Origin of the sequence: Candidatus Oscillochloris fontis (assembly GCF_004138135.1) — a bacterium.
Classification (GTDB): Bacteria; Chloroflexota; Chloroflexia; order Chloroflexales; family Chloroflexaceae; genus Oscillochloris; species Oscillochloris fontis.
Map to the genome: position 1 here is coordinate 1 of NZ_RYFD01000005.1, position 13,614 is coordinate 13,614.

The window sequence follows — 13,614 nt, forward strand, 5'->3', positions numbered from 1 at the left end:
ACGGTTGGCTCCTTCGTGCGCAGGGTGCGCAGGTTTGTTCAGCTTTGGGTATTTGGTGAAGGCTATGGCAAAACTCCTGGGAATCACGCATCATCATCATCAGTAGCGACTGGCTCACGCACCAACGGCTCTGGCATCTGGGCATAGATCTGGGTGGTGGAGAGCGAGGCATGGCCAAGGCGCTCCTGCACCTCACGCAGGTCGGCCCCTTCACCCAACAGATGCGCGGCGAAGGAGTGGCGCAGGGTATGCGGGGTCAGGTCGTGCAGACCAAGCTGCTCGGCGTAGCCCTTCAGAATGAGCCAGAAGCCCTGGCGGGTAAGCTGTTTGCCGCGATGGTTGAGGAAGAGGGTCTGGATCGCACCGTTTTCGCTGCGCACCAGTTGGCTGCGGGCAATATCCAGGTACTCCTCAATCGCTGTGGCCGCCGTGGGGCTCATCGGCAAGACTCGTTCACGCCCGTTCTTGTTCTTGCAGCACACCGTACCGGCTGCGAGCGAGACATCGGCCAGTTCGAGCGCCACCAGTTCACTCACGCGCATACCGGTGGCCGAGAGCAGTTCGAGCATTGCCTTATCGCGCAGACTCTCCGGGCCACTCGAACGCATGGGTAATTCGAGCAGTTCGTCCATATCGAACTGGGTGATCGCCTTAGGCCGGTCGCGGCTCACTTTGGGTGAGCCGATTTGGCTCGTGGGATTACTACTGACGATCTTCTGCTCAGCCAGAAATTCAAAGAAGGACTTCATCGCAGCGGTACGCCGCGCCACCGTACTGGTCGCGTAGCCACGTTCGCGCAGCGAGATCATAAACGCCAACATATCGTCGTGGGTAACGGCCTGCCATGTCGTCACCGCACGTTCAGCCAGAAAGAGCCGCAGTTGCTCAAGATCGGTGCGATAGGCGGAACAGGTATGTTCCGACCTCTGCTGGTCGGTCGCCATGGACACCAAAAATTGTTCGATCTGCTCGTGCATAGTGTATCCCGCCGGTGCAGTTTGGATAGACGAGGTGTGTCTGGCGCATCTGAGCGCGAGGTAGAAAGAAATAGTAGGCACATTATAGTCTGTCTGTGCCGTGGTGACAATTTTTTGGTAGACATGGTTCGTAGCAGATTGACACTATACCGTCGAATGCCCCTGCCCCCCGGCCCCTCGCACATCAGGGCATGTGCAAAGTTCTTGGGGCTACGCCCCAAACCATACCAACAAATTTCTGCGGGGGCGGCGCAGCCGCCCCCGCACCCCCACCGGAGGTGGCTTTGCACATGCCCTACCTCGCACATGGGCCTAGCCCCGAAAGAGGAGCCAGGGAAGTATAATAATGGCGTGGTGAGACCAAATAATGGCTACCCTCAAAGGAGACCTTTACCATGCGCTCCAACCCGCACTCCCACCGCATCCCGATCTCCGGTCTTGCCCTGCTTATCCTGCTGCCCCTGCTCGTCACCCTTGCGCTACCCGTCCCTCCCGTCGCTGAAGGTCGGGGTGTGGGCAGCATCGTCACGTGGGGCGGCAATGATTTTGGCCAAAGGAACGTACCGCCCGATCTAAGCAATGCCGTCGCCATCGCCGCTGGAGGGAATCACAGCATGGCGCTCAAGGCGGATGGCACCGTGGTTGCGTGGGGCGACAATGGGGCTGGCCAGACGAGCGTGCCGAGCGGGCTGAACACCGTTGCTGCCATCGCTGCTGGAGGGAATCACAGCATGGCGCTCAAGGCGGATGGTACGGTGGTTGCGTGGGGTGACAACCAGACGAGCGTGCCGAGCGGGCTGAATGCCGTTGTCGCTATCGCCGCTGGAGGGAATCACAGCATGGCGCTCAAGGCGGATGGCACCGTGGTTGCGTGGGGCGCCAATGGGGCTGGCCAGACGAGCGTGCCGAGCGGGCTGAATGCCGTTGTCGCTATCGCCGCTGGAGGGAATCACAGCACGGCGCTCAAGGCAGATGGTACCGTCGTTGCGTGGGGTGACAATGGGGCGAGCCAGACGAGTGTGCCGAGCGGGCTGAGTAATGTCATCGCCATCGCCGCTGGAGCGTTTCACAGCATGGCGATCAAAAGCGATGGCACTGTCGTCGCGTGGGGAGGCAATGGGGATGGCCAGACGGACGTGCCATCCAATCTAAGCAACGCCGTTGCCATCGCCGCTGGAACAACTCACAGTATGGTTCTAGTAGCGAACAGCATCACCAGGGTGTGGGGCGACAATGATTCTGGCCAGAGGAACGTGCCGCCCGATCTAAGCAATGTCGTCGCCATCGCCGCTGGAGGGAATCACAGCATGGCGCTCAAGGCCGATGGCACCGTCGTCGCGTGGGGCGACAATGCGAATGGTCAGACAAATGTACCGAGCGGGCTGAACAACGTTGTCGCCATCGCCGCTGGATGGCATCACAGCATGGCGCTCAAGGCAGATGGCACCGTCGTCGCGTGGGGCTACAATAATTATGGCCAGACGAATGTACCGAGTGGGCTGAGCAATGTTGTCGCCATCATCGCTGGAGGGTGGCACAGCATGGCGCTCAAGGCTGATGGTACCGTTGTTGCGTGGGGTTCCAGTGATTATCGCCAGACGAGTGTACCGAGCGGGCTGAGCAACGTTGTCGCCATCGCCGCTGGAGGGTGGCATAGCATGGCGCTCAAAGCCGATGGCACCGTTGTCGCGTGGGGCTTCAATGATTATGGCCAGACAAACGCACCGAGCGGACTGAGCAACGTTGTCGCTATCGCCGCTGGCGCGTTTCACAGCATCGCGCTCAACGCCGCCGGTACCGTTATCGTGTGGGGTGACAATAGGAATGGCCAGACGAATGTGCCGAGTGGGCTGAGCAATGTTGTCGCTATCGCCACTGGAGGGTGGCACAACGTGGCACTCAAGGCTGATGGTACCGTTGTTGCGTGGGGCCACAATAATGATGGCCAGACAAACGTACCGAGCGGGATGAGCAATGTTGTTGCCATCGCCGCTGGAGCGTTTCACTCAGCCGCCTTAACACGGGGTAACAACGCGCCTCTGATCACCGAGGGGACGAGTGCCAGCGTGACGATGAGTGAGGATGGTAGCCCCACCGCCTTCACCCTTACCCTCAATGCCAGCGACCCCGACGGCAATACGCTCACCTGGAGTATTGCCACCGCCGCCGCACATGGCAACGCAAGTGTGAGCGGTACGGGTACGAGCAAGGCTATCACCTACACGCCAGTAACCGACTACAACGGCAATGACAGCTTTGTTGTGCGCATCTCCGACGGTAGCCTCAGCGATACGATCACCGTCAACGTGACGATTGAGGCGGTCAATGAATATGTCTACCTGCCGGTGGTTATGCGGTAGAGACGCGAGCTATCACTGCCCTGAAGGGCGGTTGACAAAGCGATTCCCATCCGCTACGATGATTCTTATTCCCAACGAATCAAAATCATATCTATAAGGAGCACAGCGTGAGGATCGCTGGCAACTATACCTTCGAGGCCACCCGCGAGGAGGTCTGGGCCGCTTTGAATGATCCTGAGGTGCTGGCCCGGACTATTCCGGGCTGCCAGCAGTTGGATCAGGTTGGCCCCAACGAGTATGAGACGACGCTGAAGATCGGTCTTCAGGCGGTGCGCGGCGTCTATTCGGGGCGGGTCAAGATTGATGATGTGGTCGTCCCTGAATCGTACACGGTGCATGTTGATGGCAAGGGCAATAACGGCTTTCTCAATGGCCATGGGGTGATCAAGCTGCGCATCGAGGGTGAAACGACGATCCTCGATTATGGTGGCGAGGCTCAGATCGGTGGCACGATTGCTAGTGTGGGCCAGCGCCTGATTGATGGGGCGGCGCGTACCCTCATCCACCAGAGCCTGAAGGCTCTCGCTACCCAGATCGAGGCCCGCCGCCTACCCGCCGAGCCACCACCTGCGCCCCCCGCCCCTGAACCTGTAGCCGAACCTGATCCTGTACCCTCCGCCCCGCCCCAGATCGAGCGTCGCACGATTGTCGTCCCCGCCCACGAGCAACTCAGCGAAGTTGATATTGCGCGTGGCATGCTGGTGGATTTCTTCGCCCAGAAACCCTGGCTGGGGTGGGTAGTCGCCGCCTTCCTGCTCGGCTACCTCTTCGGTACCCGCCGCTCGTCGTAGATGTCGCTCGTACAACAAGGAGGTTCCTCACCGTGACAAAAATTACGCTAACCGTCAATGGTACCCGCTACACCCGTGATGTGGAATCGCGTACCCTGCTCGTCCACTTCCTGCGCGAACAACTTAACCTGACTGGTACCCATATTGGTTGCGATACTAGCCAGTGCGGCGCGTGTGTCGTGCATCTGAATGGGGTGAGTGTCAAGTCGTGTACGACGCTGGCGGTGCAGTGCGATGGGGCCGAGGTTACGACGATTGAGGGTCTTGCCCCCGAAGGGACGCTGCATCCGCTTCAGGAGGCGTTCTGGGAGTTGCACGGCCTCCAGTGTGGCTACTGTACCCCCGGCATGATCATGTCGGCGGCGGATCTGTTGGCCAAGAACCCGCATCCCACGCCGAGTGAGATCCGCCATGGCCTAGAGGGCAATCTGTGTCGCTGCACCGGCTATGAGAATATCGTGCGCGCGGTGAGTAGTGCGGCTGAGAAGATGGGATCTCCGGTCATCCCGTAGGGGCGAAGCATCGCCCTCCATGGAGCAAGGGACCCCGAACGAGGTTGGTGGGCGATGCTTCGCCCCTATACAGGAAGAAGGAGGCAACGATGACCAATGAGTCCGACCTCAAGCCGCGCTATGTGGGCCAGGCCATGAAGCGGCGCGAAGATCCCCAGTTGATCACCGGGCGCGGTACCTATCTCGATGATATTAAACTGCCCGCGATGCTCCATGTCTCCCTCGTGCGCAGCCCCTACGCCCACGCCCGGATCACCGCGATTGATGCCCGCCGCGCCCTCAATCGGCGTGGGGTGGTGGCGGTCTTTACCGGCCAGGATATGCTCGATCTCAATCCTTTGCCCTGTGCGTGGCAGGCCGGGCGGGTGACGAACCACGTCAATACGCCGCGTGCCCTCGCGGTGGATACGGTGCGCCACGTCGGTGAGCCGGTGGCCATGGTGTTGGCCGAGGATCGCTATCTTGCCCGTGACGCCGCCGATATGGTTGATGTGAGTTATGAGCCGCTACCGGCAGTGGTGGATGCGCGTGATGCCACGCAGCCCGGTGCGCCGCAACTGCACGCGAATGCGCCCAATAATATCGTGATGGAGTGGGAGGCCGGGGATCGCGCCAAGACTGATGCCGCCTTTGCCCAGGCTGAGGTTGTCGTGGCCGAACCGATCATCAACCAACGCCTCATCCCCACCCCGATGGAGACACGCGGTACGGTGGCGCGTTATGATGCGGCTACCGGCGAGTTCACGGTCTGGATGACTTCGCAGGCGCCCCATGTCATGCGGCTGCTCCTCGCCGCGTTTGTCTTCGGTATCCCCGAAACCAAGCTGCGCTGTATCTCACCCCATGTCGGCGGGGCCTTCGGCCAGAAGATCTTCTGCTATAACGACATGGCCTTTACCATGTGGGCGGCGCGCAAACTGGGGCGGCCGGTTAAGTTTGTGGAAGAACGCTCCGAGAACTACCGCGCCTCTACCCACGGGCGCGACCACAGTACCGATGCGGAGTTGTGTGGCCGCCGCGATGGTACGATCACTGGCTTGCGCGTCAAGACTCATGCCAACCTGGGGGCCTACCTGAGCACGATTGCCCCCGGTATTCCCACCACTCTCTATGGCCGCATCATCACCGGGGTGTATGCGATCCCCGCCGCCTATTGCCACGTCACCGGGGTCTACACGAACACCGCTATGGTGGATGCCTACCGGGGCGCGGGGCGGCCAGAGGCGAGCTATCTGATCGAGCGTATGCTCGACCGCTTTGCCGCCGAGATCGGCATGGACCCCGCTGCGGTGCGGCGCAAGAACTTCATCCAGCCCGACCAGTTCCCCTACGCAAATGGCATGGGCCTCTTGCCCTACGATAGCGGCAATTATGAACCCGCGCTCGACAAGGCACTGGAGATGGTCGGTTATGCCGACTTCCGCGCCCGCCAAGCCGAGGCGCGTACTCAGGGGCGCTACTTGGGCCTCGGTATCAGTTCCTATGTCGAGATCTGTGGTGTGGCTCCCAGCGCCTGGATCGGCCTCGCCGGTGAAGGCTGGGGCGCGGGGCTCTTCGAGAGTGCCAACGTGCGTGTCCACCTCACCGGCAAGGTGGTGGTGACCACCGGCTCGCTGCCGCATGGCCAGGGCTTGGAGACCACCTTCGCCCAGATTGTCGCCGATGAGTTGGGTGTCCCCTACGAGGATGTCGAGATTAAGTGGGGCGACACGCTCGGTACGCCGTTTGGCTACGGAACCTACGGTTCGCGCTCGCTCACCGTGGGTGGCACGGCAATCAAGCAGAGCCTCGATAAGATCAAGGCTAAGGCCAAGCGCCTCGCGGCCCACATGCTCGAAGCCAACGCGGACGACATTGAATTTACTGACGGCAAAGCCTTTGTGCGCGGTGCGCCTGCGCAGGCCAAGACCCTGGCCGAGATTGCGTTGCAGGCGAGTGTGGCCTACAGCCTGCCCGCAGGCATGGAGCCATTTCTCGACGAGACCAGTTACTACGACCCGCCCAACTGTACCTTCCCCTTCGGTACGCATATCAGCATGGTTGAAGTAGATCCCGAAACCGGCCATGTGGATCTGCAACGCTACATCGCCGTGGACGACTGTGGCAACCTGATCAACCCGTTGGTGGTCGAGGGCCAGATCCATGGCGGGATTGTGCAGGGCATCGCCCAGGCACTCTACGAGCAGGCCATCTACGATGCCAATGGCCAGTTGCTCACCGGCACCCTATTGGACTACGCCATCCCCACTGCTGCGATGGCCCCGCACATCGAGACTGCCCACACCTTCACCCCCAGCCCGGTCAACCCCATGGGGGTGAAGGGGGCTGGTGAGGCGGGCACGATTGGCGCGGCGCAGTGCGTAATGAACGCGATCATTGACGCCCTGGCCCCCTTGGGGGTCAAGCACATGCAGATGCCCGCCACCCCAGAGCGGGTCTGGCACGCGATCCACAAGGAGCCTGTATGATCCCCAGCCCCTTTGAATATCTCGCCCCCACCAGTGTGGACGAGGCGATCACCTTGTTGCAGGAGTATGGTGAGGATGCGAAGATTCTCGCCGGGGGCCACTCGCTCATCCCGGCGATGAAGTTGCGCCTTTCTGCCCCCAGCATCCTGATTGACATCACCCGCATCGCCGAACTACGCGGCATTGTGGTCAACGGCACGATCAACATCGGCGCAGGCACCACCTGGCAGATGATCGAGCATCACCCCGAACTAAAGCAGGTCTGCCCGGTATTGCCGCAGGCGGTGGCCAAGATCGGCGACATCCAGGTGCGCAACCGGGGCACCCTGGGCGGCTCGTTGGCCCACGCCGATCCAGCGGCGGACATCACGGCGGTGGTGTTGGTGCTCGACGCCCAGATCCGTACCCAGGGGCCAAACGGCAGCCGCACTATCTCCGCCGCCGACTTCTTCGTGGACATGCTCACCACGGCGCTAGAGCCAGAGGAGTTGATCACCGCGATCATCTGCCCACGCCTCGGTGCGGACGAGGGCGCGGCCTACACCAAGTTCCCCCATCCTGCCAGCCGCTACCCGATTGTGGGCGCGGCCGCCTACCTCAAACTAACAGACGGCAAGGTGAGCGCCTGCCGCGTCGCGATCACCGGGGCTGGCCCGATGCCCACCCGCCAGATCGCCTGCGAACAGGCGCTGCTCGGCACCGACGCCTCGGACGCGGCCATCGCCAATGCCGCCGCACTTGCCGGGCAGGAGATGGAGATCCTCGGTGATATTCATGCCAGCGAGGAGTATCGGCGGGCCATGGTGCAGGTCTACACCAAACGCGCCTTGCTCAAGGCCAGGGGGGCGATTAAATTATAATCGGGGCGTAGAGACGCATGTAGCGTAGAGACGCAATATCTTGCGTCTCTACGCTACATCAACGCCGGGTGGTTGCGTTGCTGAAAGATCGTATCCACCGAGACCCCGCTATGGATGCGCTGAATCACCTCGGCCACCAAGTGGCTGACACTCAGCACCGTCAGTTGCGGCCAGCGCTTCTCCGGCGGCAGCGGCAGGGTATCGGTGGTTACTAACTCCTTGAGCGAACTCTTACGCAGCCGCTCGACCGCCTTACCCGCAAAGACCGCGTGGACACAACTGGCATAAATCTCGCGTGCCCCTTCGCGCTCCAGCAACTCGATTACTTCCAGCATCGAGCCACCGGTGGCGATCTCATCATCCACGAGGATGCAGCGCTTCCCGGCCACATCACCGATCAGGTTGAGGATCTCCGGCGAAGTCAGGTTGCCGCCATCGGTACGCCCGAAATGCTGCACGCGCCGCTTCTCAGCAATCGCCAGTGGCGCACCTAACGCCTCAGCAAAGTTGCGCCCGCGCTTGGCAAACCCCACATCAGGCGAGACCACAATCGCATCATCCCAATTCTTATCAGCGAAGTAGCGCACCAGCAAGTTCATCGCCGTCAGTTCATCGGTGGGAATATTGAAGAAGCCCTGGATCTGCCCGGCGTGCAGGTCAATCGTGAGCACCTGATGGGCACCCGCCGCCTGGATCATATCCGCCAACAACCGCGCCGTAATCGGCACACGCGGCTGATCGCGCTTATCGGTACGCCCGTAGGCATAGTAGGGAATCACCGCCGTGATGCGCCCCGCTGAAGCACGCTTGCACGCATCCAGCATGATCAGCAACTCCATGATCCGGTCGCTCAGGTTGGGTGTCGAGAGCGACTGCACGACAAAGACATCCTTCTCGCGCACACTCTCGTTCAGCTTAATGAAGATATTCTCGTTACTGAACTTGACAATCGTTGCATCACCCAAGGGGACACCGACCCGATCACAGATCGCCTGAGCCAGAGCGTTATTACCGTTGCCAGTGAAGATGCGCAGTTCGTCGAAACGGCTTCCCATGATACTCTCCAAATGATCGTAAACTACAACCTGCAATCTGCAATCTGCAATTGATCGAGCAAGGCGCTGCGCTCGATACGAACACCAACCGGGAGACCAGCGCGCAATGGCGCATCGTCATCATCAGCGACAATCAGCGTGGTAATCGAGGGACGCTGGATGAGCGCCGCCAACAGATGTCCGATGCCCATACTCGCCAGCCGTGGTGCGAGTCCCAACCCGGCCTTCTGCGCAAAGCTCAACGCGGTGTCCGCATTACGAAAGGCCAGCAGCATGCGTGGCCGAGCGGGGGGCGAGGCCGCAGAGAGTTCACCCGTGCCAGTGCCATGGCTGGCACTACGGAAAATATACAGGCGCTGCCCCGGCTGGCCCGAATCCCCTAGGAAGCCGCGTGCCCATGCCAGCGTTGCGGCTGCGGCCTCGGCTCCAAAGCCCGCATGCTGAGCCGCCATAATGAAGAGTTGCGCATCGTCCATCTTAGGCATCCCCCACCAACACGCTACGGTAATGGTACGCGAGTCGGGACTGGCTGGATGGTCGTCGGGCGACTCTCGTTCTGGTAGAGGGCGCTTCCCAACAGACCAACCTGCACTGCGTAGGGCGTTCCGGCGGCATCGAGGTGAAGTTCTAGGCGTGCGCGTTCAAAATACTGCACGCGGTAGGTCTTTCCATTGGGGAGCAGTTCGTCAAACTCCTCACTAATCGGCAAGCCAAAGATCTTGACCCCGCCGTTGGCCTCCCAGAAGGTGAGGAAGGCTCCGCCAAGCGAGTGGCTGGTCTCAGCAAAGAAGCGCAGATCGGGACGGCTAACAAAGAACTGCTGGTTGGCAAATGTACGTCCAGATGTATATTCCGCGCCCAAGCGCCCCAACTGGATCTCGTAGGGGCTACCGGCATACTCCGGCCAGCGCTCCAAGCGAGCACGCTCAAACCACTGGATCTCGCGTCCATTCACCACGATCACCTCACTGATCGGGTTGCCCAGGACATCAATCCCGCCATTGGCACTGTAGAACGCGGCAAAGTCGGCAGGCATGGGCGGGCCACCCGTTGGCCCACTCACCACCGGGACGCTGGTCTGCACCCCCTCGCCCATACTCAGCGGGTTATCACCGAGTACCAGCGGCTCACTCACCACCGTTGGCGGGCTACCCAACAACGGCCCCTGATTGGGCGTACTGGCCTGCTGCGGGCGGGCGAAGAAGGTAGACCAGATCATTAGCAGCAGCAGAAAGATCGCCAGGAAGCCCAGAATACCAATGATCCACTTCAGGATCGAGCCACTCATGGTGATGCGTGGGCGATTCTTTGGCCCCGCTGGCCCACTCGTACTTGGCCCCGAACCTGCACTGGCATCATCGGGGCGTGCTAATGGATTGCGGTTCTCCGCCACATAACTACTACGCGGTTTGGGCCACTTCATCCGGCACCTCCCTCACCCAGTTGCATACTAATCACCGCTGCCACCTCGCGCAGTTCATCCGGCGTGCTACTCCCTGGTCGCCAGTGGCGCACGGCGTTATCGCCTTCCCAGCGTGGGATGAGATGCACATGGTAGTGGTGTACGACCTGCCCCGCCGCCGATCCGTTGTTCTGCAACACATTCAATCCGTCTGGGTTAAGCGCGGCCATAATGGCCTGCGCCACCCGCTGAACCGTCTGGGCAAGTGCCGTCACCAGTTCGGGTGGCAGATCGAGCAGCGTCGGCACCTCCTGCTTACAGATCACCAGTGTATGGCCACGAGTAGCCGGATTGACATCGAGGAAGGCCAGGGTCAGGTCATCCTCGTACACCTTAGCCGCCGGTATCTCTCCATTGACGATGCGCGTGAAGATCGAGGCCATAGCTCCTCCTGAGCAAGTCGAAGAAATCCTGTTTCCCTAAAGAACCGCGCTACCTTCTACGGTTTGCTGTTCACCCTCATCACTGCGTTCCGCATAGCGACGACTAAACCAGGTGAGCGCGATCACCCCCAGCAAGACCCCAAACCAGAGCGTGCAGAAGCGAATAATGATCGTCGCACTCGTGGCCCCACTGGCGCTCTGGCCCACTAGCGCCACCAACAGACCCACACTACTCACCTCGGAGGCTCCTAAGCCGCCCGGCAGGAACGAGACCAGACCGAAGAGCGTGCTGGCGGCAAAAATGAAGGTGGCCTGGAGCAGCAGCAGCGGGGTGCCAGTTACGCCTAGTCCCACGAGGACATAGTAGAAGGCGAGACACTCGAAACCCCACGAGACCACACTGATCAGCGTGGAGACAATCAGGATGCGCCAGTCGAGCAGTTGCGCGGTGCTATCATAGATCTGGTGGAGTTTGGGGGCAATGCGATTGCCAAGTGGCAGTTGGGCAATGAAATCGAGGATCAGGAGCGAGAGCCGCCGGTTCTGGATGATCAGAATGCCCATGAAGGTGGCGAGGAGTAAGGCAATGAAGAGCATACGTGCCGGTGGGTAGAGCGTCAACCCCAGTGCCATAAGGAGCAGCATGGCCAAGCCATCGGTCAGCCGTTCGGCCAGCACAATCGGGGCCGAGACACTCACGGGGGTGCGGTTGATGCGGCGTAGCAGGTAGGACTTAAAGACCTCGCCGAGTTTCCCCGGCGTCACCGCCATGACCATGCCAGCGGTGAAGATCAGGCCGCTATCGAAGTAACTCACCCCCTCGCCCAAGCCCAAGCGGCGCAGGTAGTAATCCCACTTCAGGCCACGCAGGAGATAGTTGAGCAGGGTAAAGCCGAGGATGGGGGCGATCAGTGCCCACTGGAACGCACCGAGATCCTGCCCGACCTCACGCAGATCGCTGGCCAAGCCGATCACAATCACGACTGCCAAGCCAAGCATGAGCGAGGCAAGAATCTTCCCCTGAAGGGTTTTGAGTGACATGGTGCGTGGCACCTGTTACACCTAGGATTCAGGAGATGAATCCTAGCATGTTCGCAAACAAGCGATAGAGAATCCTACACACCTACGTGGATGACTGGGTGTGTACTGTTGCGATTATACCCCCCGCTGTATGGCACGTCAAAGTAGGGGCGAAGCATCGCCCACCAGATGGCCGGGTAAACCCTACCCATGTTGGCGGGCGATGCTTCGCCCCTACGAGGCTCCACGCTCCACAAACTGGCGGATGCGGCGTTCAAACTCAGCCCGCGAGAGAAAGACTTTACGCTCGCAAGTGAGGCAACGGATACCGATCTCCGCCCCCACTCGTACCACCCGCCAGGTATCCCCGCCGCATGGATGACTCTTGCGCATCTGAACCACATCGCCCAGGTAGATCGGGATCGGTGCTGGCATCAGACGCGCTCCTGCATCTTGGCCTGGTTCCAGCAGGCGATCATCTCCTCCAAGCTCATGTCGCTCAGGGTGCGCCTTTGGGTCGCCGCATGGGACTCGATAAAGCTAAAGCGCCGCCGGAATTTCTGGTTGGTGTTGCGCAGCGCAGCCTCAGCATCTACCTCCAAGTAGGTTGCGAGGCGGGCGGTGATAAAGAGCAGATCGCCGATCTCCTCCGCCACATGCGCGGTATGCCCACTCTGCATCGCTGCCTTCAGTTCGTCCAGTTCTTCTTGCAACTTAGCCCAGGCACTCGCCACATCAAACCAGGCAAACCCGGTACGCGCCGCTTTTTTGCCCAACTTCTGCGCCGTTGCCAACGCGGGCATACTCTTGGGCACTCCATCCAAGGCACTGGAACGCTCGCGGCCCTTAGCGGCTAACTCAGCCGCCTTGATCTGCTCCCAGCGCTGATGGATCAGCCCCTCATGTGCCGCCGCCTGCGTGCCAAAGACGTGCGGGTGGCGCCCGATGATCTTGCGCGTCACCTGCGCCACCACCTCAGGCAGACTGAAGGTGCCATGCTGGCGCGCCATCTCGCTATGCACCAGAATGTTGAGCAGCAGATCGCCCAACTCCTCACTCAACCCTGCCATATCTCCGGCATCGAGCGCCTCCAACACCTCGTGGGCCTCTTCGAGCAGCGCCCCGCGCAACGATTGGTGGCTCTGACGAACATCCCACGGGCAGCCGCCCGGCCCCAAGAGCCGCGCCACCACCCAGGTTAGCCCCTCAATGTCACGCTCGTTCTGCTGGATCGGCACACTTGGCAGGTAGAGCAGATCAGCTCCGTCCACGAGGCTCGCGAGCGTCACCCGACTCTGAAGCGCTACCCGACCGGATGGATCGTGGCTGAGCAGGGTGAGCGGGTGATCAGCGGGGTAACGCCACGCCAACAGACTATGCAGCGCAGGCAGCAGGTTCGCCTCCAGCCCCCAGAGGATTGCCGGGGTCGTGACGTGAAGTGGGAAGGGGCTGGGCGGCGCGAGGTAGCGATCATGACCATTGGTTTCGGCCCACGAACGTACCGACGCATCTGGCCCCCCCTGATCGGGGAGGTGGGTGGTTTGGGCGAGCAGCGTCGGCACATGGTGGAGTTGAATGCTGCTCGTCGGCGCGAGATCAAGCGCCGCCATACAGGCATTCAGCAGAGAAGCGTGCATGGAAGAAGCTCCGCTGGGGTTTTGGGGGCGGCTTTCCGCCCCCGAAAATCTTTATTTTGTTGTGTATTGGCGGCGAAGCCGCCAATACA

Annotated in this window: 13 protein-coding genes; 5 read left to right on the forward strand and 8 right to left on the reverse strand. The window is 60.8% G+C overall.

The genetic code is table 11. From position 1 onward, the window contains the following. Window positions 1-83 precede the first annotated feature (83 nt). Window positions 84-977, reverse strand: coding sequence for a tyrosine recombinase (locus EKD03_RS03540; protein WP_129627573.1), 894 nt, complete (start codon window positions 975-977; stop codon window positions 84-86). A gap of 395 nt (window positions 978-1,372) precedes the next feature. Between EKD03_RS03540 and EKD03_RS03545 the strand changes: the two genes are divergently transcribed. The 5 genes from EKD03_RS03545 (at window position 1,373) to EKD03_RS03565 (ending at window position 7,968) form a co-directional block, all read left to right on the forward strand. Next, window positions 1,373-3,337 (forward strand): RCC1 domain-containing protein, encoded by a 1,965-nt coding sequence (locus EKD03_RS03545; RefSeq protein WP_129627576.1) that lies wholly within the window; start codon window positions 1,373-1,375, stop codon window positions 3,335-3,337. Window positions 3,338-3,444: 107 nt separating this feature from the next. Next, a complete protein-coding gene (locus EKD03_RS03550; protein WP_129627579.1) occupies window positions 3,445-4,128 on the forward strand; it encodes an SRPBCC family protein in 684 nt (227 codons plus the stop codon). A gap of 32 nt (window positions 4,129-4,160) precedes the next feature. Continuing rightward, window positions 4,161-4,640, forward strand: coding sequence for a (2Fe-2S)-binding protein (locus tag EKD03_RS03555; RefSeq protein ID WP_129627582.1), 480 nt, complete (start codon window positions 4,161-4,163; stop codon window positions 4,638-4,640). A gap of 89 nt (window positions 4,641-4,729) precedes the next feature. Next, the gene (locus tag EKD03_RS03560; protein ID WP_129627585.1) at window positions 4,730-7,108 is read left to right on the forward strand and encodes a xanthine dehydrogenase family protein molybdopterin-binding subunit; all 2,379 of its coding nucleotides are present in this window, start codon (window positions 4,730-4,732) and stop codon (window positions 7,106-7,108) included. Further along, window positions 7,105-7,968, forward strand: a complete 864-nt coding sequence (locus EKD03_RS03565) for an FAD binding domain-containing protein (protein ID WP_129627588.1) — start codon at window positions 7,105-7,107, stop codon at window positions 7,966-7,968. Before EKD03_RS03560 ends, EKD03_RS03565 begins: the two co-directional genes overlap by 4 nt. A 53-nt stretch (window positions 7,969-8,021) precedes the next feature. On the opposite strand, the gene EKD03_RS03570 is transcribed toward EKD03_RS03565, so the two are convergent. From EKD03_RS03570 to mazG, 7 genes are all read right to left on the reverse strand, one after another. Next, window positions 8,022-9,023 (reverse strand): ribose-phosphate diphosphokinase, encoded by a 1,002-nt coding sequence (locus EKD03_RS03570; protein ID WP_129627592.1) that lies wholly within the window; start codon window positions 9,021-9,023, stop codon window positions 8,022-8,024. Between the two features lie 23 nt (window positions 9,024-9,046). Continuing rightward, the gene (locus EKD03_RS03575) at window positions 9,047-9,499 is read right to left on the reverse strand and encodes a hypothetical protein (RefSeq protein ID WP_129627595.1); all 453 of its coding nucleotides are present in this window, start codon (window positions 9,497-9,499) and stop codon (window positions 9,047-9,049) included. Between the two features lie 23 nt (window positions 9,500-9,522). Beyond that, complete coding sequence (locus EKD03_RS03580; RefSeq protein WP_129627599.1) at window positions 9,523-10,446, reverse strand: hypothetical protein; 924 nt, start codon at window positions 10,444-10,446, stop codon at window positions 9,523-9,525. Further along, window positions 10,443-10,868 (reverse strand): HIT family protein, encoded by a 426-nt coding sequence (locus EKD03_RS03585; RefSeq protein WP_129627602.1) that lies wholly within the window; start codon window positions 10,866-10,868, stop codon window positions 10,443-10,445. The genes EKD03_RS03580 and EKD03_RS03585 overlap by 4 nt, the downstream gene beginning before the upstream one ends. 36 nt (window positions 10,869-10,904) lie before the next feature. After that, window positions 10,905-11,909, reverse strand: coding sequence for a lysylphosphatidylglycerol synthase transmembrane domain-containing protein (locus EKD03_RS03590; protein ID WP_129627605.1), 1,005 nt, complete (start codon window positions 11,907-11,909; stop codon window positions 10,905-10,907). A gap of 213 nt (window positions 11,910-12,122) precedes the next feature. Further along, entirely contained in the window at window positions 12,123-12,323 is a 201-nt protein-coding gene (locus EKD03_RS03595) for a DUF951 domain-containing protein (RefSeq protein ID WP_129627608.1), read from the reverse strand. Beyond that, window positions 12,323-13,525: a nucleoside triphosphate pyrophosphohydrolase gene (gene mazG, locus EKD03_RS03600; protein WP_129627611.1), complete on the reverse strand. Its 1,203-nt coding sequence runs from the start codon at window positions 13,523-13,525 to the stop codon at window positions 12,323-12,325. The genes EKD03_RS03595 and mazG overlap by 1 nt, the downstream gene beginning before the upstream one ends. Window positions 13,526-13,614 lie beyond the last annotated feature (89 nt).

What these genes read in the sequence shown, in the direction of transcription:
- EKD03_RS03575 (WP_129627595.1), bottom strand. Translation starts at nt 9,499, where the DNA reads ATGGACGATGCGCAACTCTTCATTATGGCGGCTCAGCATGCGGGCTTT.
- mazG (WP_129627611.1), bottom strand. Translation starts at nt 13,525, where the DNA reads ATGCACGCTTCTCTGCTGAATGCCTGTATGGCGGCGCTTGATCTCGCG.
- EKD03_RS03560 (WP_129627585.1), top strand. Translation starts at nt 4,730, where the DNA reads ATGACCAATGAGTCCGACCTCAAGCCGCGCTATGTGGGCCAGGCCATG.
- EKD03_RS03570 (WP_129627592.1), bottom strand. Translation starts at nt 9,023, where the DNA reads ATGGGAAGCCGTTTCGACGAACTGCGCATCTTCACTGGCAACGGTAAT.
- EKD03_RS03595 (WP_129627608.1), bottom strand. Translation starts at nt 12,323, where the DNA reads ATGCCAGCACCGATCCCGATCTACCTGGGCGATGTGGTTCAGATGCGC.
- EKD03_RS03590 (WP_129627605.1), bottom strand. Translation starts at nt 11,909, where the DNA reads ATGTCACTCAAAACCCTTCAGGGGAAGATTCTTGCCTCGCTCATGCTT.
- EKD03_RS03580 (WP_129627599.1), bottom strand. Translation starts at nt 10,446, where the DNA reads ATGAAGTGGCCCAAACCGCGTAGTAGTTATGTGGCGGAGAACCGCAAT.
- EKD03_RS03545 (WP_129627576.1), top strand. Translation starts at nt 1,373, where the DNA reads ATGCGCTCCAACCCGCACTCCCACCGCATCCCGATCTCCGGTCTTGCC.
- EKD03_RS03585 (WP_129627602.1), bottom strand. Translation starts at nt 10,868, where the DNA reads ATGGCCTCGATCTTCACGCGCATCGTCAATGGAGAGATACCGGCGGCT.
- EKD03_RS03565 (WP_129627588.1), top strand. Translation starts at nt 7,105, where the DNA reads ATGATCCCCAGCCCCTTTGAATATCTCGCCCCCACCAGTGTGGACGAG.
- EKD03_RS03540 (WP_129627573.1), bottom strand. Translation starts at nt 977, where the DNA reads ATGCACGAGCAGATCGAACAATTTTTGGTGTCCATGGCGACCGACCAG.